The 25,722-nt window shown below is 75.7% G+C and carries 20 protein-coding genes; 13 read left to right on the forward strand and 7 right to left on the reverse strand.

Annotated features, from left to right (window positions below; genetic code table 11):
• The first annotated feature begins 20 nt into the window (after positions 1 to 20).
• From AC0693_RS24430 to AC0693_RS24440, 3 genes are all read left to right on the forward strand, one after another.
• On the forward strand, positions 21 to 1,274 hold the full coding sequence (locus AC0693_RS24430; RefSeq protein ID WP_469331692.1) for a Tm-1-like ATP-binding domain-containing protein: 1,254 nt from the start codon (positions 21 to 23) through the stop codon (positions 1,272 to 1,274).
• Between the two features lie 191 nt (positions 1,275 to 1,465).
• Complete coding sequence (locus AC0693_RS24435) at positions 1,466 to 3,085, forward strand: serine/threonine-protein kinase (RefSeq protein WP_478802877.1); 1,620 nt, start codon at positions 1,466 to 1,468, stop codon at positions 3,083 to 3,085.
• Complete coding sequence (locus AC0693_RS24440) at positions 3,082 to 3,834, forward strand: hypothetical protein (protein WP_469316225.1); 753 nt, start codon at positions 3,082 to 3,084, stop codon at positions 3,832 to 3,834. Before AC0693_RS24435 ends, AC0693_RS24440 begins: the two co-directional genes overlap by 4 nt.
• A 73-nt stretch (positions 3,835 to 3,907) precedes the next feature.
• Here the strand turns inward: AC0693_RS24440 and AC0693_RS24445 are convergent, their stop codons facing one another.
• The gene (locus tag AC0693_RS24445; RefSeq protein WP_468463796.1) at positions 3,908 to 5,197 is read right to left on the reverse strand and encodes an ATP-binding protein; all 1,290 of its coding nucleotides are present in this window, start codon (positions 5,195 to 5,197) and stop codon (positions 3,908 to 3,910) included.
• 134 nt (positions 5,198 to 5,331) lie between these two features.
• Between AC0693_RS24445 and AC0693_RS24450 the strand changes: the two genes are divergently transcribed.
• Both AC0693_RS24450 and AC0693_RS24455 read left to right on the forward strand, forming a co-directional pair.
• The gene (locus tag AC0693_RS24450; RefSeq protein WP_478802878.1) at positions 5,332 to 6,975 is read left to right on the forward strand and encodes a glycosyltransferase family 39 protein; all 1,644 of its coding nucleotides are present in this window, start codon (positions 5,332 to 5,334) and stop codon (positions 6,973 to 6,975) included.
• Between the two features lie 93 nt (positions 6,976 to 7,068).
• Complete coding sequence (locus AC0693_RS24455; protein ID WP_478802879.1) at positions 7,069 to 7,875, forward strand: trypsin-like serine peptidase; 807 nt, start codon at positions 7,069 to 7,071, stop codon at positions 7,873 to 7,875.
• A 15-nt stretch (positions 7,876 to 7,890) separates the two neighbouring features.
• Here AC0693_RS24455 and AC0693_RS24460 read toward each other — a convergent pair whose 3' ends face one another.
• The 3 genes from AC0693_RS24460 to AC0693_RS24470 all read right to left on the reverse strand — a co-directional run bounded on the left by AC0693_RS24460 (position 7,891) and on the right by AC0693_RS24470 (position 10,682).
• The gene (locus AC0693_RS24460; RefSeq protein WP_478802880.1) at positions 7,891 to 8,397 is read right to left on the reverse strand and encodes an NUDIX hydrolase; all 507 of its coding nucleotides are present in this window, start codon (positions 8,395 to 8,397) and stop codon (positions 7,891 to 7,893) included.
• A 9-nt stretch (positions 8,398 to 8,406) separates the two neighbouring features.
• Positions 8,407 to 10,047: an apolipoprotein N-acyltransferase gene (gene lnt, locus AC0693_RS24465; protein WP_478802881.1), complete on the reverse strand. Its 1,641-nt coding sequence runs from the start codon at positions 10,045 to 10,047 to the stop codon at positions 8,407 to 8,409.
• 119 nt (positions 10,048 to 10,166) lie between these two features.
• Complete coding sequence (locus tag AC0693_RS24470; RefSeq protein ID WP_478802882.1) at positions 10,167 to 10,682, reverse strand: hypothetical protein; 516 nt, start codon at positions 10,680 to 10,682, stop codon at positions 10,167 to 10,169.
• 254 nt (positions 10,683 to 10,936) lie between these two features.
• Between AC0693_RS24470 and AC0693_RS24475 the strand changes: the two genes are divergently transcribed.
• Positions 10,937 to 11,887: an ADP-ribosylglycohydrolase family protein gene (locus AC0693_RS24475; RefSeq protein ID WP_478803034.1), complete on the forward strand. Its 951-nt coding sequence runs from the start codon at positions 10,937 to 10,939 to the stop codon at positions 11,885 to 11,887.
• A 78-nt stretch (positions 11,888 to 11,965) separates the two neighbouring features.
• On the forward strand, positions 11,966 to 12,538 hold the full coding sequence (locus AC0693_RS24480) for a hypothetical protein (RefSeq protein WP_478802883.1): 573 nt from the start codon (positions 11,966 to 11,968) through the stop codon (positions 12,536 to 12,538).
• Between the two features lie 10 nt (positions 12,539 to 12,548).
• On the opposite strand, the gene AC0693_RS24485 is transcribed toward AC0693_RS24480, so the two are convergent.
• Complete coding sequence (locus tag AC0693_RS24485) at positions 12,549 to 13,346, reverse strand: glutamate racemase (protein WP_469316217.1); 798 nt, start codon at positions 13,344 to 13,346, stop codon at positions 12,549 to 12,551.
• A 1,455-nt stretch (positions 13,347 to 14,801) separates the two neighbouring features.
• Here AC0693_RS24485 and AC0693_RS24490 point away from each other — a divergent pair.
• From AC0693_RS24490 to AC0693_RS24510, 5 genes are all read left to right on the forward strand, one after another.
• Entirely contained in the window at positions 14,802 to 15,974 is a 1,173-nt protein-coding gene (locus AC0693_RS24490; RefSeq protein ID WP_469331677.1) for a glycosyltransferase, read from the forward strand.
• Positions 15,975 to 16,212: 238 nt separating this feature from the next.
• Positions 16,213 to 16,740: a DUF6643 family protein gene (locus AC0693_RS24495; protein ID WP_356412754.1), complete on the forward strand. Its 528-nt coding sequence runs from the start codon at positions 16,213 to 16,215 to the stop codon at positions 16,738 to 16,740.
• A gap of 108 nt (positions 16,741 to 16,848) precedes the next feature.
• The gene (locus AC0693_RS24500; RefSeq protein ID WP_478802884.1) at positions 16,849 to 17,673 is read left to right on the forward strand and encodes an MOSC domain-containing protein; all 825 of its coding nucleotides are present in this window, start codon (positions 16,849 to 16,851) and stop codon (positions 17,671 to 17,673) included.
• A 408-nt stretch (positions 17,674 to 18,081) separates the two neighbouring features.
• Positions 18,082 to 18,699 (forward strand): Rv1733c family protein, encoded by a 618-nt coding sequence (locus tag AC0693_RS24505; RefSeq protein ID WP_478802885.1) that lies wholly within the window; start codon positions 18,082 to 18,084, stop codon positions 18,697 to 18,699.
• Positions 18,700 to 18,841: 142 nt separating this feature from the next.
• Positions 18,842 to 21,337 carry a right-handed parallel beta-helix repeat-containing protein gene (locus AC0693_RS24510; RefSeq protein WP_478802886.1) on the forward strand — a complete coding sequence of 832 codons (2,496 nt, stop codon included), beginning with the start codon at positions 18,842 to 18,844 and terminating at the stop codon, positions 21,335 to 21,337.
• Here the strand turns inward: AC0693_RS24510 and AC0693_RS24515 are convergent.
• A complete protein-coding gene (locus tag AC0693_RS24515) occupies positions 21,288 to 23,741 on the reverse strand; it encodes a hypothetical protein (protein ID WP_478803035.1) in 2,454 nt (817 codons plus the stop codon). The two genes, AC0693_RS24510 and AC0693_RS24515, sit on opposite strands and share 50 nt — an antisense overlap.
• A gap of 185 nt (positions 23,742 to 23,926) precedes the next feature.
• Here AC0693_RS24515 and AC0693_RS24520 point away from each other — a divergent pair, with 185 nt between their 5' ends.
• The gene (locus AC0693_RS24520) at positions 23,927 to 24,403 is read left to right on the forward strand and encodes an SRPBCC family protein (protein ID WP_356412747.1); all 477 of its coding nucleotides are present in this window, start codon (positions 23,927 to 23,929) and stop codon (positions 24,401 to 24,403) included.
• 34 nt (positions 24,404 to 24,437) lie between these two features.
• On the opposite strand, the gene cds1 is transcribed toward AC0693_RS24520, so the two are convergent.
• A complete protein-coding gene (gene cds1, locus AC0693_RS24525) occupies positions 24,438 to 25,565 on the reverse strand; it encodes an L-cysteine desulfhydrase Cds1 (RefSeq protein ID WP_468463813.1) in 1,128 nt (375 codons plus the stop codon).
• Between the last annotated feature and the right edge of the window lie 157 nt (positions 25,566 to 25,722).

Raw genomic sequence — 25,722 nt, forward strand, 5'->3', positions numbered from 1 at the left:
CTGCGTGGACATTACAACTCATGACGAGCGTCGTGCTGGTGGGAACCCTGGACACCAAGGGTGTCGAGTACGGCTGGTTGCGCGAGCGGATCACGCGCGCCGGCGTCGAGGTGGTCCTGGTCGACACAGGAATCATGGGCGATCCGCGGGTGCCCGCCGACGTACCGCGGGAAGCGGTGGCCCGGGCAGCGGGCGCGGACCTGACGCAGTTGCGGGCCGCCGCCGACCGGGGCGCGGCCGTCACCACGATGGCGCGGGGCGCGGAGGCGACCGTCCTGCGCCTGTACGCCGAGGGGCGGCTCGACGGCGTGCTGGCGATAGGCGGCAGCGGGGGCACCTCGATCGCCACCCGGGCGATGCGGGCCCTGCCCCTCGGGGTGCCGAAACTGATGGTGTCCTCGATGGCGTCCGGTGACGTGGCGCCGTACGTCGGATCGTCGGACATCACGATGATGTACAGCGTCGTGGACATCGCGGGCATCAACAGCGTCTCGGCGCCCGTCCTCGCGAACGCCGCTGAGGCCGTCACGGGGATGGCCGAGGGGTACGCGCGCACCGCCCGCGACACGCCCCCGGCCCGCCTCGGGACCGGCGGCCGGCCGCTGATCGCGGCCAGCATGGCGGGCGTGACCACGCCCGGCGTGGACGCGGCCCGCGAGCGGCTGAGCGAACTCGGCTACGAGGTGCTCGTCTTCCACACCAGCGGCGCGGGCGGCCGCACCCTGGAGACGCTCGCCGGGCAGGGCCTCTTCACCGGCGTGCTCGACCTCACCCTCAGCGAACTCGCCGACGACCTGTGCGGCGGCGTCCTGACCGCCGGTCCCGACCGGCTCAGCGCCGCCGGACGGGCCGGGATCCCGCAGGTGGTGAGCCTGGGCGCGCTGGACATGGTGAAGTTCGGCCCGCTGGAGAGCCTGCCGGAGCACGCCCGCTACCGGCGGGTCCGGGTGCACAACCCGTCGATCACGGTGATCCGTACGACCCCGGCGGAGTGCGCCGAGCTGGGCCGCCGGGTCGCGGCCAAGCTACGCTCGGCCACCGGTCCGACCGCCGTGTGCCTGCCGCTGCGCGGGCTGTCCACCCTGGGCGCGCCGGGAGGTCCGTACCACGATCCGGGCGCGGACCGGGCCCTGTTCACGGCGCTGCGCGAGGGGCTGCGGGGCAGCGCGGCCCGGCTCCACGACTACGACACCCACATCAACGATCCCGCGTTCGGGCGCGCGGCGGCCGACCGGCTGCACGACATGATCGGGGTGCGCCGAGCGGCGGCCTGAGGCCCGGCCGCCCGCTCCCGGTCACGGGGGTGGCCGACGGCCGGGAACGTGTGGCCGAGAACCAGTGGATGGGACAGCTGTACGGCCGGGAACCGGCCACGGCACAATCCGTGTCCCAGGAGATGGCCCGGCACCGCCGGACCGTCGGACGACAGCGCAGGACGCGGCGACGCCATGGCAGGGGGCGAACGATGAACACGTGGACGGTCCCCGGTTACACGGAGAGCAGGGAACTCGGCGCGGGAGGCAGCGGGCGCGTGGTGCTCGCCGTGCACGACGCGACGGGCACGGCGGTCGCGGTCAAGTACCTCGCCGACCGGTTGCGCCGGGACCCGGCGTTCGTACGGGAGTTCCGGGCGGAGGCCCGGCTGCTCGGCGGGCTCCACTCGCCGTACGTCGTGGGGCTGTACGAGTACGTGGAGGCTCCCGGCGGCGCGGCCATCGTGATGGAGCTGGTGGACGGGATATCCCTGCGCGCGGTCCTGCGGAACTCGGGCGCCACCGACGCGGAAGCGGCCCTGGTGGTGCTCAAGGGGTCGCTGCTGGGCCTGGCCGAGGCGCACCGCGCCGGAGTCGTGCACCGTGACTACAAGCCGGAGAACGTCCTGGTCGCCCAGGACGGTTCGTCCAAGCTGGTCGACTTCGGGATCGCGGCGGGACGCGGCACGCAACCGGGCGTCGCGGGCACGCCCGCCTACATGGCCCCGGAGCAGTGGCAGGGCGAGCCGGCCTCGCCCGCCGCCGACGTGTACGCGGCGACGGCGACCTTCTTCGAGTGCCTGACCGGGCGCAAGCCCTTCGCCGGGGAGAACTTCGCCGAGCTCGCCGTCCAGCACATCGAGGCGCCGGTGCCCGAGACCGAGGCCCCGGAGCCGGTCCGTCCGCTGATCCGCCGGGGCATGGCGAAGCAGCCGCAGGAGCGTCCGGAGAACGCCGACGCCTTCGTCGTGGAGCTGGAGGACGTGGCCCGCGCGGCGTACGGCCCCGACTGGGAGGAGCGCGGGCAGCGCAAGCTCGCGGCGCTGGCCGCGCTGCTGCCGCTGCTGTTCCCCTCGTCGGGTCCCCCGGCCGTGGGCACCACCGCGCTGGCCACGACCGTGCTGCCGCCGCCTCCGCCGCCGCCTCCGCCGCCGCCCCCGTCCTGGCAGCCGGGCCGGCGCGGCTGGATCGCGGCCGGGACCGCGCTGGTGCTGGGCGCGGTGCTGGTGTTCGCGGCCGAGGCGGTCGGGGCCTCCCCGGGCGGGAGTTCGGCGGTGAGCGCGTTCGCGACGACCAGCGCGGGACCGCCCGGACCGGGCGCGCCGACGGCCTCTCCTTCCCCGTCGGGCTCCGCCTCGCCGTCGCCGTCCGCGTCGGCTTCCGCCTCGCCCTCCCCCTCGCCCAGCGCGAGCGCGAGCGCCAGTACGAGCCCCAGCCCGAGTGCGTCGGCGTCCCCGACGCCGACCCCCACGCCCAAGCCGTCCAAGACCGTGCCGCCGAAGCCGACCGTGTCCGTCGGCTCCCTCTCGGTCGCCCTGCGCGCCGGTACCGGCGCCGGGCAGGCGACGGTCTCCCTCAAGGTGACGGGCGGTGAGGCGGGCGTGGTGCTGGAGTGGTTCCTGGGCAACTCCCCGGGCGACCTGCGGGTGGCGGACGGTTCGGGTTCCGCAATGACCCAGGGCGGGGCGCTGCCCCCGCAGACGCACACCTTCGCCCGGGGCCGCGGCTGCTACCTGAGCGTGCGCGTCACCACCACGCCCGCCGCGGACAACGGGTCGGCGACCGCCAGCCAGTACATCCCCCGCTGCCCGGTGCAGGAGGTACCGCGATGACCGGTCCGCGTACCCCCGCACCCGCGCCGGAGGGCGACGACTACAGCGCGACCGTGCTCGGCAGCCACTGGATCAGCGGGCCGCCGGAGCGGTCCGACGGCCTGGCGGCGACCCTGCGTCAGGACGGCCCCGAGGCGGCCACCGCGCGTCTCGACGGGCCCGGGGCCGAGGCCGTCACCGCGCGTCTCGACGGGCCCCGGGCCGCCACCGCCCGGTTCGAGCACCCCGAGGCCGTGCCCGACCGGGTGGAGGGCTCCGTCCTGCGCTTCGGGCCCGGGGTGACGGCCGCCCTGGCCGCGCCCTTCCCCGTGCCGGCCGGCGCGGCCGAGGCGCCCCGGCCGCGCCGCCGCCGGGGCGCGGGGCTGCGCCGCTACGCGCTCGCGCTGCTGGTGCTGGCGGCCGTGATCGCGTACCTGGGCTGGCAGCGGTACGGGCCCGCCGTGGTGGTGCGGGACGTGGTCGTGAGCACGGACGCGCGCGGCCCGGCCTGCGATTCGGCCGCCGACGTGGTGGCCGTCGTACGGACCGACGGGCGCCCGGGGACGCTCTCCTACCGGTGGGTCCGCAGCGACGGCAGCCGCTCGGACCTGCTGACCGAGCGGGTGCCGCGCGGTCAGCGGGAGGCGCGGCTGCACCTGCTGTGGACCTTCCGCGGCACGGGCGACTACCCGGCGCGGGCCGAGGTGCGGATCGAGGAGCCCGGCCGGCACACGGCGGCGGTGGATTTCGTCTACCGCTGCCCCCGGTAGCGGGAGCGGACGGGGCCGGGCCGGGCCGGGCCGCACGAAGGCGGATCACCGCCGCGCCCGGCGGCGTCGGCGCTCAGAACCGTGCGTGCGCCGTGATGTCCGCCTCGAACTGCCCGGTCAGCGCCGGGGTCACCGTCGGACGGCACTGGGCCACGGCCGCCAGGTAGTCCTCGGTGCTCGCGCCGGGCGGCCCGCCCAGCGCCCCGCGGACGCCCGCCCCCTCCAGGTCCCGCTCGAAGGACACCTGCGCCGCGATCCGCGCCGCGTGCTCGATGTCGGCCGGCGTGAACAGCTCGCTCGCCGCGACCAGGGCGGCGACGTCGACGTCCGCGCGCCCCGCCGTGTAACGGGCCCAGATGGCGGCGCGCGCCCCGGCGTCCGGCGTGCCGATGGGGATGAGGTAGTCGAAGCGGCCGGGCCGCAGGAACGCCGGGTCCAGCGAGCGGATCGAGTTGGTCGCGCAGACCAGCAGCCGCTCCCCGCCCTCCCGGAAGCCGGGTATCAGCTTGAGCAGCTCGTTGGTGACCCCGTGGATCCCGCCGGGCTGCGCGGGTTCGGTGCGCACGGGCGCGATCTCCTCGACCTCGTCGATGAAGACCAGGACCCGCTCCAGCTCGGCGATGCGGGTGAAGGCGCCGCGCAGCGCGGTGGCCAGGTTGCCCTCGTCGGCGAGCCGGGAGGGCAGGAGTTCCACGAAGGGCCAGCCCAGGCGGGAGGCGATCGCGCGGGCGAAGGTCGTCTTGCCGGTGCCGGGCGGCCCGAAGAGGGTGATGGCGCGCGGCGGCCGCACGCCGTGCTGCGCGGCCCGCTCCGGTTCGGCGAGCGGCAGCACCACGCGCCGTTCGATCAGGTCCTTCTCCGTCTCCATGCCCGCGACCGCGTCCCACAGGTCGGCGGGCAGGAAGCGGCCGCCCAGTTCGTCGAGGAGCCCGGCCGCCGGTCCGTGCAGGGGCTCGGTCTTCTCGAAGTAGGCGACCGCGGGCTGACGCGTGTACCCGGCGTTGAGGAGCCCCTCGCCGAGCAGGTCCTCCTCGGGCAGGACGTACGCGATCCGGCCGACCCGGGCCGCGATGAGCCGGCGCTCCAGCTCGACCAGCAGGGCGCTGGCCAGGCCGCGGCCCCGCCAGCCCGCGGAGATGGCGATCCGCATCACCCACGCCCGCTCCCCCGCGACGCAGGCCAGGGCCGCGCCGATCGGAACGCCCTGGTGCACCGCGACCACGGCGGGCTGGCGGCCGGTGAGCGCGCTGATGCACTCGGCGAGCGAGAAGACGGACTCCTGGCCCAGTTCGGCGGTGGTGTCGATCAGGTGGACGACCGCCGCGAGATCGCTCTCGCGGTAGTCGTGGATGAGCCAGTTCACCGGGTGCCGCCCCTCGTCGTACTGCGCCTGCGTGTTCCTTGCGGTGAGGCTAGGGCCGGGGTCCGCGGGCGATCACGTACCGCGGCGCACAACAAGCGGTCGGGAACCCTCCGCCGCGTCCATAGACTGGGCGCTTGCGCCCCGAACGAACGACCGAGGACCCGAGCACTCCCATGACTTCCGGCATACCTGGCCCGTCCGGCACCTCCGAGGCCGCGTCCTCCCGGGCCGGGAGCAGGTCGGACGGGACCCCACCGGTCGGGTCCGCGCCGGGCGGGTCCCCGGCGGTCCGGGCCGTGCAGGCGGTCCGGCCGCGCGCCGTCCGTCGCGCGGCCGGGTGGCTGGTTCCCGTCCTGTGGACCCTGGGGCTCGGACTGTGGGGGATCACCCGGCAGAACAGCGTCTGGCGCGACGAGGCGGCGACCTGGCAGGTGGCCCGGCGCTCGACCGGCGAGATCTGGCACATGCTCGGCAGCGTCGACGCCGTGCACGGGCTGTACTACCTGCTGATGCACGGGCTCTTCGCGGTCTTCGGGGCGAGCCCGGTGACCCTGCGGCTGCCCTCGGTGCTGGCGGTCGCGGCCGCGGCGGGCTGGGCGGCTGTCCTCGCGCGCCGGCTGACCCCGGGACGGGCCGGGTACTGGGCGGGGCTCGGCGCCGCAGCGGTCCTCGGGCTGCTGCCGGCGGTGCAGTTCCAGCTCCAGGAGGGCCGGCCGTACGCCCTCGTCCTGGCCGGGGCGGCGCTCTCGACCCTGCTGCTGGTCCGGCGGCTGGAGGGCCCGCCGGGCGGGCGGAGCGGGTGGGCGCGCTGGGCGGCGTACGCGCTGGTGGTGCTGGTCTGCGCGCTGCTGAACTGGCTCTCCCTGCTGATCCTGCCCGCCCACGCGGCCACCCTGTGGTGGGTGCGGGCGCGCGGCGCGGTGGTGCGGCCGTGGGCCGTCGCGGCGGCGGGAGCGGTGCTGGGGGCGCTGCCGCTGGTCCTCTTCAGCCGGACCCAGTCCGGGCAGGTCTCCTGGATACCGCCGCTGACCTGGCCGATGCTGACCGGCCCCGCGGTCCTGCTCGCGATCGGCGGCGTCTGCGCCCTGGTGGAGCGGCCGCACGCCGGGCGGCTGTCGGTCGCCTCCGTCGGGCTGCCGCTGCTGGTGGTGCCCTTCGGCGCGCTGGCCGGGCTGTCCCTGGTGCAGCCGTTGTTCCTCGACCGGTACGTGCTCTTCGCGATGCTCGGCCTGGCGCTGCTGATCGGCGCCGCCCTGGGCGCGGGCGTTCGGGCCACCGCGCGCCGATCGCCGCGGGGGGCCGCGCTGGTGGTTCCGGTGGCGGTCCTCGGAGCGGCGCTGGCGATGCTGCCCATGGAGCTGGACCGGCGGGCACCGGCCAGCCGGGTGGACGACGTGCTCGCCGTGGCGGACGAGGTGGCCCGGCTGAAGGGCCCCGGGGACGCGGTGCTCTTCGTACCGGCCGCCCGCCGGGACACGGCGCTCGTCTCCCCCGGGCGCTTCGCGGGCCTGGCCGACATCGCGCTCGTACGGTCCCCCGCGGCGTCCGGGACGCTCAAGGGCGTGGAGGGCGAGGACCCGGCCAGGCTGCGTGCGGCGATGCTCGCGCACCGGCGGATCCTGCTGGTCACGGACGCGGAGGCGGTCGCGAAGCCGTCGGGCGCGGAGCGGGACCGGGTGAAGGCCGCGGTGCTCCGGGAGGCCTTCGTGGCCGTCGCCGACCGGCAGGTGCGGGGGCGCCGGGTGACGGTGTACGAGCGGACCCCTGACGCGCATTAGGGCGTCCGGGTTCCCGTTGCGGGGCACGAATTCACAGGGGATTCTTATGGAATCCGAGGCTCCGGCCAAAGGTTCGCGTTCCATCCTCTGACCATGATCCAGCGCATCCTTCCCCGACAGGCCCCCCGCGCGCGCCGCGCAGCCCGTGTCGTGCTGGCGATCGCCGCGATGTCAGCCCTGCTCACGGTCGACATTCCGGACGCCTCGGCGGCCCCGCCCCCGGGGGTGACCGTCCTGGCCCCGGCGGACGGCGCGGCCCGGCGGGTGGGCGCCCTCTTCGCGGGCGGAACGGACGGCGGCCACTACTGCACCGCCTCCGTGGTCCGCAGCGACGGCCACGACGTGATCGCGACGGCCGCGCACTGCCTGGGCGACGTGCGCAACACCGTCTTCGTGCCGGGCTACCGGGACGGCACCGCGCCGTACGGGGTGTGGCAGCTCACCGGTCAGTACGTCGACCGGAGCTGGCAGGACGCGCACGACCCCGACGCGGACATCTCCTTCGCGACGGTCGCCCCGCTGGACGGGCGCCGGATCGAGGACGTGGTCGGCGGCTTCCCGGTGATCGCCGAGCAGCCCGACGACGTGACGGTGACGGTCCTCGGTTACCCGGCGGCCGAGGAGACCCCGCTCCTGTGCTCGAACGACACCACGATGCAGAGTGACACCCAGCGCCGCATCGGCTGCCCCGACCTGACCGGTGGCACGAGCGGCAGCCCGTGGCTGGCGGACGGCGCGCTGGTGGGCGTACTGGGCGGCTACCAGGCCGGCGGCGAGGTCCCGGAGGTCTCCTACAGCGCGGTCATGGGCGACGCCGCGCAGGCGCTGTACCGCGAGGCGGCGGGCCGCTCCGCCGACCAGGGCGTCCACCACTGGATCCGGGACACCTGGTGGTCGTGAGCCCCCCGGCCCCCCTCACGCGGTCTGCGGCGGCAGCGCCAGGGACTCGTCCGCCACCTCGAACCAGGTGCGCTCCTCGTCCGAGAGGGCCCGGTGGATGCGGTCCAGGGCGAAGGGCTCCAGCGGCGGCAGCGCGTCGACGGTGAACCAGCCCACCTCCAGCGACTCCGCGTCGTTGACCCGGGCCTCGCCGCCGGTGGCGCGGCAGCGGAAGGTGATGTCGGTGAACTGGCACTCGTCCCCGTTGGGGTAGACCACCGGGGACAGCTGCTGGACCAGCACGACCCGCTCCGGAACGCACCGGACCGCCGTCTCCTCGTACACCTCGCGCACCGCGGTCAGCGCGGGCTGCTCCCCCGGCTCGCAGATCCCGCCGATGACGGACCAGCGGCCGGTGTCCGTGCGCCGCCCGAGCAGCACCCGCCCGAGATCGTCGATGACGATGGCCGTCACACCGGGCAGCAGGAGCAGCCGGTGCCCGGCGTGTTCGCGGATCCTGCGGATGAACTCGGGGGTACTCATCCCCCGACCCTACGACGCGTCGCGCCGGGCCCGGATCCCGCGCAGCAGGACCCAGCCGAAACCGCCCGCGGCCAGGGCGAGCAGGGCGTACTCCGCCAGCGGGCCGACGCGGGTGGCCGGGGTCTGCGAGGAGCGCAGCGGGATGGTGGCGACGAGCGCGTCCGGGGTGAACATCTTCGTCTGCTGGACGACCTTGCCGTCGGGCTGGATGACGGCGCTGACCCCGCTCGTGACGGGGACGAGGACGGTCCGGCTGTGCTCGACGGCCCGGACCCGGTCCATGGCGAGCTGCTGGTAGGTCATCTCGCTGCGCCCGAAGGTGGCGTTGTTGCTGGGGACGGCGATCACCTGGGCGCCCGCGCGGACGGTGGAGCGCACGGCGTCGTCGAAGGCGGCCTCGAAGCAGGTGACCATCCCGACCCCGCTACCGGCCATGTCGAAGACGCCGGGCTCCTTGCCCGGGCCGAAGTCGCGGCGGACCCGGTCCACGTCGGAGCTGAAGATCCGTACGAAGGAGCGCATCGGCATGCGCTCGCCGAACGGCTGGATCTTGCGCTTGTCGTACGTCGAGGTGGGGCCCTTGACCGGGTCCCACAGGATCATCGTGTTGCGCAGCGGGCCGGTCTCCGGGGCCAGCACCGAGCCGATGGCCACGGGCACCCCGATGGCCTTGACGGCCCGGTCGATCACGGCGTAGGCGTCGGCCTCCGCGAAGGGGTCCAGGTCGGAGGAGTTCTCCGGCCAGACCACGAAGTCGGGCTTCGGCACCCGGCCGGCCCGGACGTCGTCGGCGAGCTGGAGCGTGCGCTTGGCGTGGTTGTCGAGGACCGCGCGGCGCTGCGAGTTGAAGTCGAGCCCTATCGTCGGCACGTTGCCCTGGATGACGGCGGCCACCGCGGTGCCGTCCTCGGCGGCGTCGGAGACCAGCGGCCGGGCGGCGAGGGCCGCGGCGAGCGGGAGGGCCACGCTGAGCGCGGCGACGGAGGCGGTCACGGCGGTCGCCCGCGTCACGGCGCCCTTCGGGCGGCGGGCGACGCCCAGCGCCTCGTACAGGCCGAACCCGCACAGGGCGACGGCGAAGCCGACCAGCGGGGTGCCGCCGAGGGCGGCCAGCGGCAGGAAGAACCCGTCGGCCTGCCCGAAGGCGATCTTGCCCCAGGGGAAACCGCCGAACGGGATCCGGGCCCGGACCGCCTCGCCCGCGACCCAGACGGCCGCGGCCCACAGCGGCCAGGCCGGCAGCCGCCGGACCAGCATGATCCCGAGCCCGGTGAGCCCGACGAACACCGCCTCCAGCACGGCGAGCGCCAGCCACGGCACCGGACCGACCTCCTCACCGGTCCAGAAGAGCAGGGGCAGCATGAAGCCGAGCCCGGCCAGCAGCCCGAAGCCGAATCCGGCGCGCGCCCGGCGCACGCCGAGGCACCAGCCGAGCAGGGCGAAGGCGAAGGGGGCCAGCCACCACAGGGGCCGGGGCGGGAAGCTCAGGTACAGGAGCACCCCGGCCACCACCGAGCCGCCGGCGCGCAGCGCCCAGGCGATCCGGCGCGCCCGGCGGGCGGCCGGGGCTTCGGAGGGCTCGACGGAGGGATCGGCGGGTGGTTCGACGGGGGGCTCGCTCTCGACCGCACGGGTGGCGCTGCTGCTCATCTGGCGGAGTGTACGTCGCCCACCTGGGCGCGGGGGCGCCCGGAGGGCCCGGGGGCCGCGGCGGTGGTCCGCACGCGGGCCCTCGGCGGCCCGTGCGAAGGGCTGTACAGGTCGGGTGGCTAGCGGGTGAGGGCGCGCAGGTGGGTGCGGATGACGCGTACGGCGTTCTCCGCGTCGTCGACCGTGACGGTGAAGATCTTGCCGTCACCCAGGTGCAGTTCCAGGCCCTCGCCGCGCCGGACGACGACGGCGGTGCCCTTCTCGGGCCGCCAGCGGTAGCCCCAGCCGCCCCACTGCTGCGGGGTGATCCGGGGGACGAACTCGGCCGCGGTCACCTCGGCGAGCCGGATCCGGCGGCGCGGCAGCCCTATGTGGCCGCAGCGGACCTCCATGGTCTCGGCATCGACGGTGACGGCGACGTGGACGAAGGCGAGGGTTCCGTAGAGGATCAGCAGCCCGGCCGCGAGGCAGCCGACCACCGACATCACCAGCGGGACGATCCCGGCGGTCCAGGCGGAGTCGACGGCGAGTTCGATGCCGAGCGCCAGGCAGGCCGCGCCGGCGGCGGCGATGAGCCACTGCGCGCGGTTGGAGGCCCGGCCGGTCCAGAGCGGGCCCGGAGGGTGGTCCGTCATGTCCAGCAGCGTACCCACGTTCCGCCCCCGCGCCACCGCCTCTCGGCCCTTTGGCGCAAGGACGGTGTGCGGGGTTGCGTGGGGCAGGCCTGCGGCGACGTGCCGGTGGTTACGCTGCCCCGGTGAACCAGGACCGGAGAGATCTGCTGCGGGACGCGGCCGTCGACGTACCGGCGGAGGCAGGCGGGCGGGCGCGGGCGGACGCACCGGGCACGGACGGAGCGCACCCCGTGAGCCCGCACGACGGCGACCGCATCGACCGCGCCGTCGGGGCTGTCCTCGGCTCGGCCGTCGGGGACGCGCTAGGCGCCCCTTTCGAGTTCGGGCCCGAGGGCGCGTTCTCGGCCCGCTTCCCGACGCCGGGCGGGGGCGGCGAGATGTGCGGGGGCGGCGGCTGGGAGCCGGGCGAGGCGACCGACGACACCCAGATGGCCGTCCTGGTGGGCGAATCGCTGCTGGAGCACGGCGGGCTCCGGCTGCCCGACGTCTTCGACCGGTTCCAACGGTGGGCGGCGGGCGAACCGAAGGACATCGGACTGCAGACGGAGGACGTACTGACGAACGGCGAGCCCTGGGACCTCGCCGCCGCACTGCACTTCCAGATCAACGCCCGGGCCGCGGGCAATGGTTCCCTGATGCGTGCGTCGACATCGGCGGTGTACTTCGCCGCCGCGGGCCGGACCGCCACGATGGACGCCGCCCGCCGGATCGCGGCGCTCACGCACGGCGACGCGGCGGCCTGGGAGGGGACGGCGGTGCTGCACGAGCTGGTCCGTACCGCCCTGGCGGGAGCCGACCCCCTGGCGGCCCTGCCCGAGGTGCTCGGCGCGGTGGACCCCGGCCACCGGGAGCGCTACGCCCGGGTCCTCGCACCGGACTGGCATCCCGCGCTGGCGACCGAGTTCAACGGCGCGGTGTGGCCCTGCCTGGGCACGGCGGTGTGGGCACTGCGGACGACGGACGGCTTCGAGGAGGCGCTGCGGGCGGCCGTGGACGTCGGCGGTGACACGGACACGGTGGCGGCGGTGACCGGAACCCTGGCCGGAGCCGTCTACGGATCCGGGGCGATCCCCCGGCGGTGGACCGGCCCCCTGCACATACCGCTGCCCGGGTTCGCCGGCCGGGTGCTGGACGCGGCCGCACTGCGGGAACTGGCCGCGTCGCTAGCGACCGCCGGGCGGCCGGGACATCAGCCCGCAGGCTGACTCGCGGCTCCCCCGCGCGGGCGGCGGTCCCGACGCGGGGGTGACGACCGGCCGCAGAGGACCGAAGAGGCTGGTGCCATGACAGCGACCGACGGACTCCGACCGAACCCGACCGCATGGAACCCGATCGCACCGGACACGACCGCGCACGGCACCGCGCGGCCGGTCCCACCCTGGGCTTCGCTCATTGCCCACGCGATCCCACTCCTGCTGCTTCCCCAGTGCCTGTGGCGGTTGCCGTTCGCCTTCGGCTTCGAGATGGGGCTGGAGGCGGACGGGGCGATGCCGTCGTCGTGGTGGATCTCCGTCCCCTACGTCTTCGGGCTCAGCTTGATCACGGAGGGGTTCGCCCTGCTGTCCTTCGGACTGGTGCGGGGATGGGGCGAGGTCGCCCCCTCATGGCTGCCGTTCATCGGCGGGAAGCGGATCGCTCCCCTTGCTGCGATCGTCCCCGCCACCCTCGGCGGCCTGGGCGCGACCGCGTTCTGGGCACCCGTGCTGCTGAGCTGGTTCGGTGTGGGGGACGCCGCCGGTTTCCGCGGTGACGGCTGGGCGACACTGGCCCGCCTCTGCATCGCCCCCGGGATGCTGTGGGGACCACTCGTCCTGCTCCTGACCTGGGCCTACTCCACGCGCCGGCGTCGGACCTAAGGGGTGTCCCCTAACGCGCGGCGGCGTCCTGTGGTTCCGCGGCGAGGAGGCGTCCCTCCGCGTACCCGAGGGCGGCGGGCGGGAGGTGTCCGGGGCGGCCGCTGTGCAGCACGGTCAGGGTGCCGGTGCGCGGCAGGCCGGGCTCGGGGGGGACGCCGATACGGCGCAGGGCCTGCGCGGCGACGGGCTCCGCCGACCCGTGGAAGACGAGCGCCGCGCCCCCGGTGCGGGTCGCGAGCGCGGCCCGGATCGCGGTCTCGACGAGTTCGTAGTGCGTGCAGCCGAGGACCACGTCGGTGACGTCCGGCGGGGTCAGCGCGGCGGCGGCGGCGACGGCCCGTACGACGGCTTCCTCGTCCCCGTGCTCGACCGCGTCGGCCAGACCGGGGCAGGGCACCTCGGTGACCGGGACGCCCGCGGCGAAGTCGCGGATCAGCCCGCGCTGGTAGGGGCTTCCGGTCGTGGCCGGGGTGGCCCAGATGGCGACCCGGCCGCCGCGGGCCGCGGCGGGCTTGATCGCGGGAACCGTGCCGACGACCGGAACTCCCGGCTCCAGCTCCGCCCGCAGGGTGGGCAGCGAGTGCACGGAGGCGGTGTTGCAGGCGACGATCAGGGCCCGGGGACGCAGCGCGGCGGCGGCGCGCGCGACCGTCAGCGCCCGACCGGTGAGGTCGGCCGGGGTACGCGGTCCCCAGGGCATTCCGTCGGGGTCGGAGGAGAGGACCAGGTCGGCGTCCGGCCGCAGCCGTCGCACCGCGGCGGCCGCCGCGAGGAGGCCGATGCCGGAGTCCATGAGCGCGATCTTCACTTGGTCACCTTAATCGACCCCCGCCACGCCCCCACCCGGCACGCCCCGTTTCCGGCCGCGCAGGCCCCCGGCGGCGGCGGGCGGAGGTCGGCCGGAGCCGCGGCCGGGGGGGCAGGAGCCGCGGGCCGGGCCCGCACCGGGCGCCCACGCGCGGCGCCCGTGGCCGGGCCCCGCCCAGGGGCCCGTGCCCGGTCGCACCGCAGGGGGCCCAGTGAGGGGCGGCCAGGCGCCGCCGGGCGGCCGCACCGCACGGCTGGCCGACCACCTCCGCGCGGCGATCGCTCCCGCTCCGAGCCCCAGCCGGGGCCCGGCAAGGCGCCCCTGCCCGGGGACCGCCCAGGGACCGTCTGCGGGGGCGCCCCGCAGGGAGACCGAGCAACGGGCCCGGCAGGCGGGCAGGACAGGGGCTCCGGCACGGGCCCGCGTACGTGGTGCCCCCGCAGGGGGCCCGAGCCGAGGGGCCGCACAGGAGAGCCGAGCAAGGCCGGAGGGCCAGGGCCCGCCCAGGCTGTCCCCTCAGCCCCCAGGCTGCGACGGCAACTCGAAGGCCCGGCGCCCCGCGCCCGCCCTCGCGACCAGTCCGCACAGGAGCCCGCGCCCGGCAGCCGCCCCACAGCGCGCACCCCCAGCCGCAGGCGGGCGCCCCGACGCCACGCCAGGCCCCCGACGGCCAAGCCGGACGCCCGACACGCAGGCCCGAGGTCCGGCGTCCGGCGTCCGAGCGGGTGCCCGACGGCCAAACCGCGAGCCATGCCCGCGGGCCGACAACCCGACGGCCGAGCCAGGCGCCCGACGGCCGCGCCGATGCCCGAAACGCAGACCCGAGGTCCGGCTTCGGCGTCCGGCGTCCGGCGTCCGGCGTCCGGCGTCCGGCGTCCGGCGTCCGAAGGGTTGCCCTACGGCCAAGCCGCGTGCCGTGCCCGCGGGCCGACAACGCGACGGCCGAGCCGAACGCCAGACGCCAGGCCAGGCAGCCGACGGCCACGCCCGAACGCCCGACACGCAGGTCCGGCGTCCGCCGTCCGAGCCGGTGCCCGACGGCCAAGCCGGGTGCCATGCCCGCGGGCTGAGAACGCGACGGCCGAGCCAGGCGCCCGACGCCAGGCCAGGCATCCGACGTGGTCACGCCGAGTGCCCGGCACGCAGGCCCCCGTCCGACGTCCGGCGTCCGCGGAGGTGCCCGACGGCCAAGCCGGGTGCCAGGCCCACGGGCCGAGAACGCGATGCCCGAGCCGAGCGCCCGACCCCAGGCCAGGCCAGGCATCAAACGGCCACGCCGGGTCCCGACACACTGGCCCGACGTCCGGCAGCCAAGCCGAATCCCCGCCGCGCAGGCCGACGCCCCGACGGCCAGGGCGGACGCCCTCCACCCGTGCCGGCGCCCGAGACCCCGCCCCGCAATCCCCCCTGGCGTGGATGCGCGACACCCGGGCCCCGTTTCGGCACACTGCGGGAATGGGCCCCCTCAGCATCGCCGCCTGTGCCTCGCTCGCCGTCTGGCTCTGGCTCACCTTCGGCCAGGGCATGTTCTGGCGGACCGATGTCCGCCTGCCGCCGCGCACCCCGCCCGCCCGGTGGCCCTCGGTCGCCGTCGTCGTGCCCGCCCGGGACGAGGCCGGCGTGCTGCCGCTGAGCCTGCCGTCGCTGCTGGCCCAGGACTATCCCGGCGAGGCCGAGGTGTTCCTCGTCGACGACGGGAGCACCGACGGCACCGGCGCGCTCGCGCGCGCCCTGGCCCGCGAGCACCCCGGACTGCCGCTCACCGTCTGCTCCCCCGGCGAGCCGGACGCGGGCTGGACGGGCAAGCTGTGGGCCCTGCGGCACGGGATCGGGCTGGCCCGCGCCACGGAGGCCGGGGCTCCGGAGTACCTGCTGCTCACCGACGCGGACATCGCGCACGAGCCGGACAGCCTGCGCGAGCTGGTCTCGGCCGCGGTCTCGGCCGACCTCGACCTCGTGTCGCTGATGGCACGGCTGCGCATCGTCACCGTCTGGGAGCGGCTGGTCGTGCCGGCCTTCGTCTACTTCTTCGCCCAGCTCTACCCCTTCCGCTGGATCAACCGGCGGGCGGGGCGGACCGCCGCCGCGGCCGGCGGGTGCGTACTGCTGCGCACGGAGGCGGCCGTACGGGCGGGCGTACCGGAGTCCATCCGCCAGGCCGTGATCGACGACGTGTCCCTCGCCCGCGCGGTGCGGCGCAGCGGTGGCCGGATCTGGCTGGGGCTGGCGGAGCGGGTGGACAGCGTGCGCCCGTACGACGGGCTCGGGGACCTGTGGCGGATGGTCTCGCGCAGTGCCTACGCACAGCTGCGCCACCAGCCGTCGCTGCTGGTGGGCACGGTGGCGGGACTGGCCCTCGTCTACCTCGCGCCGCCGGTGACGTGCTGCGCGGGGCTGCTGACGGGGCGGCCCGTGGCCGCGGCGGCGGGCGCCGCGGCCTGGCTGCTGATGGCCGGTACGTACCTGCCGATGCTGCGCTACTACCGGCAGTCGGCGGCGCTCGCACCACTGCTGCCGCTGACCGCGCTGCTCTACCTGCTGATGACGGTCGACTCGGCCGTGCAGCACTACCGCGGGCGCGGCGCCGCGTGGAAGGGACGCACCTACGCCCGCCCCAGCGACGCCTGAAACGGCTTCCGCTTGCAGCCTGAACCGGCGTCATCCGAGGTCACAGCCGTGTGACGGACATTCACCCGACGCACCGTCAGGCGGGTACGAGTACGAACAAGCCGGGGTGGAAGCGACGAATCGTGCACGTGAACGTCAAGTGAAAGCCGGCCCGCTGACCTGCGAAGATGCAGGTCAGCGCGGTGTTGACGAGCCCTCGCTATGGACCCGGTGAAGTCGTGGGCTTAACTTATGTGCCATGACCTCCCCCCGCTCCACTTATGGCGGCGGTTACTACTCCGCGCCCTCCTTCCCGGACACCCCCATCTACGACTCCCTCGTCGCCGAACGCGGCACCCCCCAGATCGCGCCCATCCGCGTGCCGGCCGCCTACGACTCCATGGGCGGTGGCTACCAGGGGCACAACGCCCCGCAGGGCAACAACGGCTACTCGGGCGGATACCTGCCGGCGCTGCCGTCGGCCCTGCCCGCGCTGCCCGCGGCCCCGTCGCCGCAGCAGCCGGCCTACGGGTACCCGTACCAGCAGCAGGGCGCCCCCCAGCCGATGCCGCTGCACCACGCGCCCGCCCCGTACATCCCGCAGCAGCAGCCCGTCGCCGCCCGCGGTGGGTACGCGCCCCAGCCGCAGCAGCCGCGGCCGGTCGCCACGGCCACCGGCTACGAGGCCATGCGCCCGGCGGCGCCGCGGCCCGCCCAGGCCCAGGCTCCGGCGCAGTCGGGGTACGAGGACCAGTACGGCCGCCCGTACCAGGGGCGCGGCTACTGACGCCGCGGGGGAAGGTCGGCGTCCGGTGGTGACGGCGCCGGTGAACTGACGGCAAGAGCGGCCGATACCCGCTGGTATGCCGACGGGGGCGACTGGAATGATGCCCCCATGACCACGATGCGTGTCCAGGAACTCCACGTCCACCCCGTCAAATCGGTAGCGGGGACCTCTCCCGACGAGGTGGCCGTGGAGCCCTGGGGCCTCGCCGGGGACCGGCGCTGGGCGGTGATCGACAGCGAGGGCCGCATCGTCACCCAACGCGAGCAGCCGCGCCTCGCGTTGGCCGCGGCCCGCCCGCTGGAGAGCGGCGGGGTCGCACTGTCGGCCCCCGGTCTGGCGACGACCGTGGTGGAACCGCCCGCGCCCGGGCCGCTGGAGCCCGTCGTGCTGTTCGGGAAGAAGATCGACACCGTCGTCGCGGACGGCGCCGGGCACGCCTGGTTCAGCGAGTACCTCGGGTTCGCGGCCCGGCTGGTGCACCTCGACGACCCGGCCGTACGGCGGCCCGTGGACCCGGATTACGCGCTGCCTGGCGAAACGGTGAGCCTGGCCGACGCCTACCCGCTGCTGGTGGCCACCCAGGCGTCGCTCGACGCACTCAACGAGCTGGTGGCGCAAGGGGATCACTCCGCCGAGGGGCCGCTGCCGATGAACCGTTTCCGGCCCAATGTGGTGGTTTCGGGAGCCGAGGCCTGGGCCGAGGACGGCTGGACGCGCGTCGCGATCGGCGACGCAGTCTTCCGCGGGGTCCGCGAGTGCGGCCGGTGCGTGATCACCACCACCGACCAGCGCACGGCGGAGCGCGGCAAGGAGCCGCTCAAGACCCTGGCCAAGCACCGGCGGATCGGGAAGTCGCTGGCCTTCGGACGGATGCTGGCCCCCGTGGAGCTGGGGACGGTCCGGGTCGGCGACGAGGTCCGCGTCCTCGGTTGAACCGCCCGGCGCGAGCGGCGCACGAGGCGGGCCCGAGCCGGCCCGACGAGGCTGGGCGGGGGCTGGGCCGACCCGCCCGGACGCGGCGCGGGCGCGGCGCGGACGCGGCTCCTGAAGGGGTCTCGAGTGCGGCCGCGGATGTGGTCCCTGACGGAGCCTCGGCTGCGTTCCGAGTCCGTTCGACCGTGTCCGGACCGACACCTTCGGGGGGCTCTGCGCGGCATCGGGAACCGAGCGGCACCGCGGCGCCGTTGTGCCGCATGAGATGTGCGTGACCGGTCGTCCGGCTGACCACCGGATCGGGTGACACGCGGATCGAGGTCCCGGAATGCGCGTCCGCGGGACATGGGCGAGGCTTGGACGCGCAGACAGACGGAGGCGAGGGGGTGCCCGACCGTGTGGACGGCCATGGGAGTCTGGCGCTGGCGGCGCAATCCGCTGCGCCGGCGGACGGATCTGATCGAAGCGTGGGTGGCCTTCGCCGCCCTGGTGTGCGTCCTGGTGGTGGTGCCGGCCGTCGGGTGGACGGCGGGTCTGCGGGTGGACGGGACCTTGCAGCGCGCCGCGCGCGAGCAGCGGCAGGAGCGGTACCTGGTCCCGGCGGTCGTGCTCCGGCCCGCCGCTGATTCCCCGGCCGGGGCGGCTTCCCCAGGCGGGGCGGCCGCCGATCCCGCCGCGCAGCGGCAGTCCCCGCAGCGGACGGAGATCGTCGCCGCGTGGACCGCGCCGGACGGCACCAGCCACCGGGGCACGGTCCCGGCGGCACAGGAACCCCCGCGTCCGGGCGACCGGTTCCGGATATGGACCGACACCCGGGGCCGGGTGGTGGGGCGTCCGCTGGACCCCTCGACCGCCGCCGTGCACGCGGGGCTGGTGGGCCTGGCCGCCGCGATCGGCGCGGCCGCGCTCGTGGAGACGCTCCGGCGCATGGTCGTACGCCGCCTCGTACATCGGCGGTACACGCGGCTGGACAGGGCCTGGGCGGCGGCCGGGCCGGACTGGGGCCGGGCGGGCGCGGGCAGCTGACCTGGCGTCCCACCGGGCCCGCGCGCGCTACGGTGGACCGGCCGGCGCGGGCAGGGTCGCGAACGCGGGCCGTCGAGGGCCGGTCCAGCCGCTTCGGCGCGCACGAGGGTCACGAGCACGAGGGTGGGGGCACGGCAGCACGATGGCACAGGGCACGGTCCAGGTGACGCACGGCGGGCCTTCGCGATGGCGGCGCCGCTCCGGTGAGTATCCGACGCTGACCGCGGCGCTCGCCGCCGCGGGCGACGGGGACGTCCTGTCCATCTCCCCCGGCACCTATCGCGAGAACCTGGTGCTGCACCACGCCGTCACCCTGCGCGGATCCGAGGGCGGCGGCCCGGGTTCGGTGCGCATCGCCCCGCCCGACGGGGTGGCGCTGACCGTGCGGGCCTCCGCGATCGTCCAGGACCTCCACCTGGAGGGCCAGGACCGGGCGGCTCCCGCGCTGCTCGTCGAGGACGGCTCCCCCGAACTCACCGACCTGCGGGTGAGCACCCGGTCGGCGGCCGGCATCGAAGTGCGCGGCGGCGCCCGGCCCGTGGTGCGCCGGTGCACCGTCGAGAACCCGACGGGAGTCGGCATCTCCGTCATCGACGGCGGCGGCGGGGTGTTCGAGGAGTGCGAGGTGGTGTCCGCCGGGCAGACCGGTGTCTCGGTGCGCGGCGGCGGCCATCCCCGCCTGGAGCGCTGCCGGATCCACCACAGCACCGGCGCCGGCATCGGCGTGACCGGCGAGGGCTCGGGCCTGGACGCGCTGGGCTGCGAGGTCTACGAGATCAAGGGCACCGGCGTGCAGATCGCCGCCCGGGCCACGGCCCGGCTCACCGACTGCTCGGTGCACCGTACTTCCGCGGACGGGGTCACCCTGGACACGGACGCCGTGCTGGCGTTGGCGGGCTGCGACATCCACGACATTCCCGAGAACGCCGTGGACCTGCGCTCCCGTTCGGTGCTGACCCTCAGCCGCACCACCGTGCGCCGGTTCGGCCGCAACGGCCTGTCGGTGTGGGACCCGGGCACCCGGGTGGACGCCGAATCCTGCGAGATCCACGACAGTACGGGCGACTATCCGGCGGTGTGGGTCAGCGACGGAGCCGCCGCCTCACTCGACTCCTGCCGCGTCCACGACGTGCCGGACGCCCTCTTCGTGCTGGACCGGGGTTCGCGCGTGGACGTGGTCGACAGCGACCTGTCCCAGGTGCGCAACACCGCCGTGTCCGTCAGCGACGGCGCCACCGCGCAGCTCGACGACTGCCGGATCCGGGAGGCGGCCACCGGGGCCTGGTTCCGCGACCACGGGAGCGGCGGCACGCTGGCTAACTGCACCATCGACGCGGTGCAGACCGGCGTGATCGTCACCAAGGGCGCGGACCCAACGCTGGAGCGGTGCACCGTCAGTTCCGCCGCCGAGGCCGGGTTCTACGTGTCGGCGGGCGGCCGGGGCACCTTCCACGCCTGCCGGGTGAGCGGCAGCACCGGCTTCGGTTTCCACGTCATCGACGGCTGCCGGACCTCCCTGACCCGCTGCCACACCGAGCGGTGCGCGCGCGGGGGCTACGAGTTCGCCGAGGAGGGCCCGCTCTCCGAGGACTGCACGAGCGACGAGGCGGCGGTGCGCGCCGGGGTGCTGGGGACGGCGTCCGCGGCGGGCGCGGGCCCCGCGGCGGGCACCGGCGCAGGAGCACGGGGCGGCGTACCCGCGACGGCTCGGGCGGCCGCCGACGCGGCGCAGGCCCCGGGCGGTGGCCCGGCCCGGTCGGAGGCGGTGGTTCCGGGGCAGCGCGCCGGGGACGCGGAGGGGGCGCCCGGCAGCGCGGCCCGCGGCTCGGGCGAGGTGCTGGGGCAGCTCGACGCCCTCGTGGGCCTGGAGAGCGTCAAGCGCGAGGTCCGCGCCCTGACGGACATGATCGAGGTGGGCCGCCGCCGTCAGCGGGCGGGCCTGAAGGCCGCCTCCGTCCGCCGCCACCTGGTCTTCACCGGTTCCCCCGGGACCGGCAAGACCACCGTGGCGCGGCTGTACGGGGAGATCCTGGCCTCGCTCGGGGTGCTGGAGCGGGGCCACCTGGTGGAGGTGTCCCGGGTCGACCTGGTCGGCGAGCACATCGGGTCCACGGCGATCCGGACCCAGGAGGCCTTCGACCGGGCCCGGGGCGGGGTCCTGTTCATCGACGAGGCGTACGCGCTGGCTCCGGAGGACTCGGGCCGTGACTTCGGGCGCGAGGCGATCGACACCCTGGTGAAGCTGATGGAGGACCACCGGGAGGCGGTGGTGGTCATCGTCGCCGGGTACACGGCGGAGATGGACCGGTTCCTCACCGTCAACCCCGGGGTGGCGTCGCGCTTCTCCCGGACCATCACCTTCGGGGACTACGGGCCCGAGGAGCTGCTGCGGATCGTCGAACAGCAGGCGGAGGAGCACGAGTACCGCCTGGGCGAGGGCACGACCGAGGCACTGCTCGCGTACTTCACCCAGCTGCCGAAGGGTCCCGCCTTCGGCAACGGCCGCACCGCCCGCCAGACCTTCGAGTCCATGGTCGAGCGGCACGCCGGCCGGGTGGCCCAGCTGGCCGAGCCCACGACCGACGACCTCACCCTGCTGTTCGCGGCGGACCTTCCGCTGCTGCCGGCTCCCTGCTGACCGCACGGCCGGGCCCGCCCTCCCCCGCCGGGCCGGAGCCGAGGACGAGGCGGGCCAGCAGCGCGGCGCGTTCGGCGGCGAAGGCGGGATCGGCCTGGTAGTCGCAGTGGCCGAGGACGGGCGCGGGCAAGGGGTGCCGGGCGGTACGTCCGTACGCGACCGGGTCGGCCAGCGGCCCGCGGTCCACGTCCTCCACCAGGACCGGACCGCCGATCGGATCGGTGGCGCGCCAGAGGTTGCGCCAGCACTCCACCTCGCGGTGCAGCGCGGTGAGCGGACCGGGCCCGAAGTAGGCGGGGAACCAGCGGCCGTAGAGCCTGGCCAGCGGTGACCCGTAGGTCAGCAGCGCGACCCGGCTCCGGACCTGCGGCGGCAGCTGCCAGACGGCGGCGGCCGCGAGCACACTGCCCTGGGAGTGACCGGAGATGACCAGGCGGCCGCCGGTCCGGTCGGTCCAGGTGGTCATCCGCCAGGTCAGGTCGGGGACGGCGCGCTCGGCGTAGCAGGGCGGGGCGAAGGGGTGCGCCGCGCGCGGCCAGAAGGTGCCCACGTCCCAGAGGATCCCGATGGTCCGGCGGGCGGAGGGGTCCTTGTAGGCGCGGCGGCCCAGGGTGACGAAGAGGACGAAGCCGAAGCCGACCAGCCAGGACCCGGCGTCCTGGGCGCCGCGGGCGGCGGCCTCCAGGAGGGGCGGGCCGTGCCGGGCGGCGTCGCCCGGGTCCCGGCCGCTGAGCCAGGCGCCGGCCACCGCGCCCGCGCCGAGGAGCAGCGTGACGGTGGAGACCGCGCCGACGAACCAGGGGGCCGAGTCGGTCAGGGCCGCCGCGGCCCGGGCGCCCGCGATCCGGCGGCTGCGCGCCCGGTCGGGCACCGCTCCCGGGTACTCGGCGGCGACGGTGGCGGCCATCGCGCGCCGGGCGCGGGCGCCGCGCGCCCCGAACCAGCAGGCGGCCAAGAGGAGTACGAGGAGCAGCGGCGGCAGGACGGCGGCCTGCCAGGACAGCAGCACGGGCGGCCCGGCCACCTCGCCGGCGCCCGGCGCCGTACGCCCCACCGCCCCCAGGGCGGTGCTTCCCGCCGCAGCGCTCCCCGGTCCCGGAGCGCCGGTGTCCGCCAGCCAGTCGCCCACGCGCTGCGCGACCCCGCCGGACAGCACCCCGCCGAGCGCGCAGCCGAGCATCGCCACGGCGGGGCCGCCGAGCCCGCGCAACGCGCCCCCCGTGCCCCCGCGGTGCAGGTGCGCGGCCACGGCGGCGAGGGCCAGCACGCAGCCGCCCTGGGCCAGCGCGAGCGCCCCGAAGACGGCGTCCCCGGGGAGGCGGCCGGTGGAGGTCCAGCCCGGCCGGGACCAGCAGGCGTAGCAGAGCACGGCGGCCAGCAGGGCCAGCGCGCAGCCCGGGAGTACGGCGACCACCGCGCGGTCGGGGCGGTGGTCGGCGCGGTGCTCGGTGCGCCCGCGCCGGCACACCACCCAGAGCACGACGGCGCCCCCGGTCACGAGGAGCGCCTGTGCGGCCCGCCCCGCCGCGGCGGGCAGCGCGGCTCCGGCCGCCTGGGCGTCGTAGCGCAGGGTCGGGACCAGCACGGCCGCCGCGACGGTGAGCAGTCCGGCGGCGGTGTGGGCGGCGCGCAGCCGGGCCACCAGCCGTCGCCCGTACCAGAATCCGGGCCGGCCGAGCGCGGGGGCGCCGCCCTCCACGCCGTCCTCGGCCTCGTCGGGCTCGGGTGCGGCCGGGGGCGGCGGCTGGGACTCGTACGCGCTCCACGTGCGGTTCGAGAGGTACCAGAGCAGCCAGGTCAGCCCCGCCGGGACCAGCGCGCCCAGGGCGAGGCGCCGTCCCGGCTGCGACCACCAGCCGCCGCGCTCGGGCGAGAGGACCGCGAGCCAGGAACGGGAGGCGGCGCAGCGCGCCGAGCCCGCGCACTGCCAGGCGAACAGGTCGAGGGAGACCTCGCAGGCGGCGGCGATCAGCAGGACGGTGAGGCTCAGCGCGACGGTCCGGACGAGGAGGCCGTACGCGCGCACCGCGCGGGCGGCTCCGGCGGGCGCGGGCGGCCGCGCCCAGTGGGCGAGGTTGGCCACCATGAAGGGCAGGAGCAGCAGCCACAGCGCCCGGGCGCCGTTCCCGGAGGTGAGCCGGGACCAGCAGTAGACCTCGGGCACCGGGCGGCCGGTGTAGCGCTCGGGGTGGGCCTCCGCGTCGGCGTCCTCGGTGCGCCGGAAGACGGCGGCGGTGGAGTCGCCGGTGACGCGGACGGTGCGGGGGTCGCCGAGGAGTTCCCCGGGGGCGGCGCCCGCGACTCCGTGGACCAGCAGTTCGAGGGCGAGCGGTTTCGCGGCCGTACCCGGCGCGTGTCCGGAGGCCGGCGAAGGGGCGGCGGGGCGGGGACGGGACGTGGGGATGTCCGGCACGGTGGCCTCCACTCTCGGGGCGGCTGCGGCCCCGGTCCAGCATCCCGCGCGCGGGACCGGCTGCCCAGCACCCGGAGGGCTGACGCAGACAACTGACGGCCGGACGGTTAGGGTGTCGCGCACCGGCGGCCGCCCGCCCCTCGCCCTTCCCCCTCACCCGCCACAGGAGTTGCGTCATGGCTCGCCGACTGCGCCCCGTGGGGCTGGACTTCACCGACACCGCCCCGATACGCCTCGTGTACACGGCCGAGGCGGCCGCTTCGCCGGACGCGGTGTACCGGGCGCTGGCCGAGGAGGTGACGGGCTGGCCGTCCTGGTTCAGGGCGGTCACCCTCGCCCGGCCGACGCACGGCGGCGCGGGGCGGGAGATCGGACTCGTCGGCGGTGTGCGCTTCCAGGAGACGGTCATGGCCGCCGACGCAGGACGCCGCTACGCCTACCGGGTGGACCGGACCAACGTCCCCGGTGTGCGGGCCCTGCTGGAGGAGTGGCTGCTGAGCGCCTCCGGCTCCGGCACCCGGGTCCGGTGGACCTTCGCGGCGGACGGCTCGGCGCCCTTCCGGCTGGGTCTGGCGGCCGCCCGGCCGGGGCTGGGGCACTCGTTCCGCACGGCGGTCCGCACCCTGGACGGCCGGCTGGCGGCGGCCCGGTAGCCGCCCGGCGGCCCGCACGCCCGCGGTGCCGGGCTCAGGCGGCGGGTTCGTGCCAGGCGCCCGAGTCCAGCAGGGTCTCGATGGTCTTCGCGTAGGGGGCGAGGTCCATGCCCTGGGCGGCGACCCAGTCGTCCGAGTAGTACTTGTCCAGGTAGCGCTCGCCCGGATCGCACAGCAGGGTGACGACGCTGCCCCTGCGGCCGTCGGCCACCATCTCGGCGATGATCTTCAGCGCGCTCCACAGGCCGGTGCCCGTCGAGCCGCCCGCCTTGCGGCCGATGGCCCGTTCCAGCGCACGGCAGGCCGCGACGCTCGCGGCGTCCGGCACCTTCATCATCCGGTCGATCGCGCCGGGCACGAAGCTCGGCTCCATGCGCGGGCGGCCGATGCCCTCGATGCGCGAGCCGCAGTCGCTGCTCGCGTCCGGGTCGTGGTGCGTCCAGCCGTCGAAGAAGCAGGAGTTCTCCGGGTCCGGCACGCAGACGCGGGTGTCGTGCTGCATGTAGCGCACGTAGCGGGCGATGGTCGCGGAGGTGCCGCCGGTACCGGCGGTGGCGACGATCCAGGTGGGCTCGGGGTACCGCTCCAGGCGCAGCTGCTGGTAAATCGATTCCGCGATGTTGTTGTTGCCCCGCCAGTCGGTGGCGCGCTCGGCGTAGGTGAACTGGTCCATGTAGTGGCCGCCGGTCTGCGCCGCCAGCGCCGCCGACTCCTCGTACATCTTCATCGGGTCGTCCACGAAGTGGCAGGTCCCGCCGTGGAATTCGATCAGCCGGCACTTCTCCGGGCTGGTCGTGCGCGGCATGACGGCGATGAACGGGACCCCGATCAGCTTGGCGAAGTACGCCTCGGAGACGGCGGTGGAGCCGGAGGAGGCCTCGATCACCGGACGTCCGGGGCGGATCCAGCCGTTGCAGAGGGCGTACAGGAACAGCGACCGGGCGAGGCGGTGCTTGAGCGAGCCGGTGGGGTGGGTCGACTCGTCCTTGAGGTAGAGGTCGATCCCCCACTCCTCCGGGAGCGGGAAGCGCAGCAGGTGCGTGTCGGCGGAGCGGTTGGCATCGGCCTGGACCTTGCGGACGGCTTCTTTCAGCCAGGCCCGGCAGGCGGCGTCGCTGCGGTCGATGTCAACGGTGGTGGCCGTGGTACCGGTGGTGCTCATGCGCCGTGCTCCTTCGTGCGTACTGCTTCCGCGCTCCCCCTGCTTTCGCAATGTACCCCCCTCACCTGCACAAACAGTCACTTTGGGGTTCCATGCGCTTTCCTTTTGGTTGCTTTCGGTTGCACGGGGGCGGACGGTGGGTGACTCTGGTGGGGCG

It is taken from the genome of Streptomyces sp. NPDC043876, assembly GCF_056435825.1.

What these genes read in the sequence shown, in the direction of transcription:
- AC0693_RS24430 (WP_469331692.1), top strand. Translation starts at nt 21, where the DNA reads ATGACGAGCGTCGTGCTGGTGGGAACCCTGGACACCAAGGGTGTCGAG.
- AC0693_RS24435 (WP_478802877.1), top strand. Translation starts at nt 1,466, where the DNA reads ATGAACACGTGGACGGTCCCCGGTTACACGGAGAGCAGGGAACTCGGC.
- AC0693_RS24440 (WP_469316225.1), top strand. Translation starts at nt 3,082, where the DNA reads ATGACCGGTCCGCGTACCCCCGCACCCGCGCCGGAGGGCGACGACTAC.
- AC0693_RS24455 (WP_478802879.1), top strand. Translation starts at nt 7,069, where the DNA reads ATGATCCAGCGCATCCTTCCCCGACAGGCCCCCCGCGCGCGCCGCGCA.
- AC0693_RS24460 (WP_478802880.1), bottom strand. Translation starts at nt 8,397, where the DNA reads ATGAGTACCCCCGAGTTCATCCGCAGGATCCGCGAACACGCCGGGCAC.
- lnt (WP_478802881.1), bottom strand. Translation starts at nt 10,047, where the DNA reads ATGAGCAGCAGCGCCACCCGTGCGGTCGAGAGCGAGCCCCCCGTCGAA.
- AC0693_RS24470 (WP_478802882.1), bottom strand. Translation starts at nt 10,682, where the DNA reads ATGACGGACCACCCTCCGGGCCCGCTCTGGACCGGCCGGGCCTCCAAC.
- AC0693_RS24480 (WP_478802883.1), top strand. Translation starts at nt 11,966, where the DNA reads ATGACAGCGACCGACGGACTCCGACCGAACCCGACCGCATGGAACCCG.
- AC0693_RS24490 (WP_469331677.1), top strand. Translation starts at nt 14,802, where the DNA reads ATGGGCCCCCTCAGCATCGCCGCCTGTGCCTCGCTCGCCGTCTGGCTC.
- AC0693_RS24495 (WP_356412754.1), top strand. Translation starts at nt 16,213, where the DNA reads ATGACCTCCCCCCGCTCCACTTATGGCGGCGGTTACTACTCCGCGCCC.
- AC0693_RS24500 (WP_478802884.1), top strand. Translation starts at nt 16,849, where the DNA reads ATGACCACGATGCGTGTCCAGGAACTCCACGTCCACCCCGTCAAATCG.
- AC0693_RS24505 (WP_478802885.1), top strand. Translation starts at nt 18,082, where the DNA reads ATGGGAGTCTGGCGCTGGCGGCGCAATCCGCTGCGCCGGCGGACGGAT.
- AC0693_RS24510 (WP_478802886.1), top strand. Translation starts at nt 18,842, where the DNA reads ATGGCACAGGGCACGGTCCAGGTGACGCACGGCGGGCCTTCGCGATGG.
- AC0693_RS24520 (WP_356412747.1), top strand. Translation starts at nt 23,927, where the DNA reads ATGGCTCGCCGACTGCGCCCCGTGGGGCTGGACTTCACCGACACCGCC.
- cds1 (WP_468463813.1), bottom strand. Translation starts at nt 25,565, where the DNA reads ATGAGCACCACCGGTACCACGGCCACCACCGTTGACATCGACCGCAGC.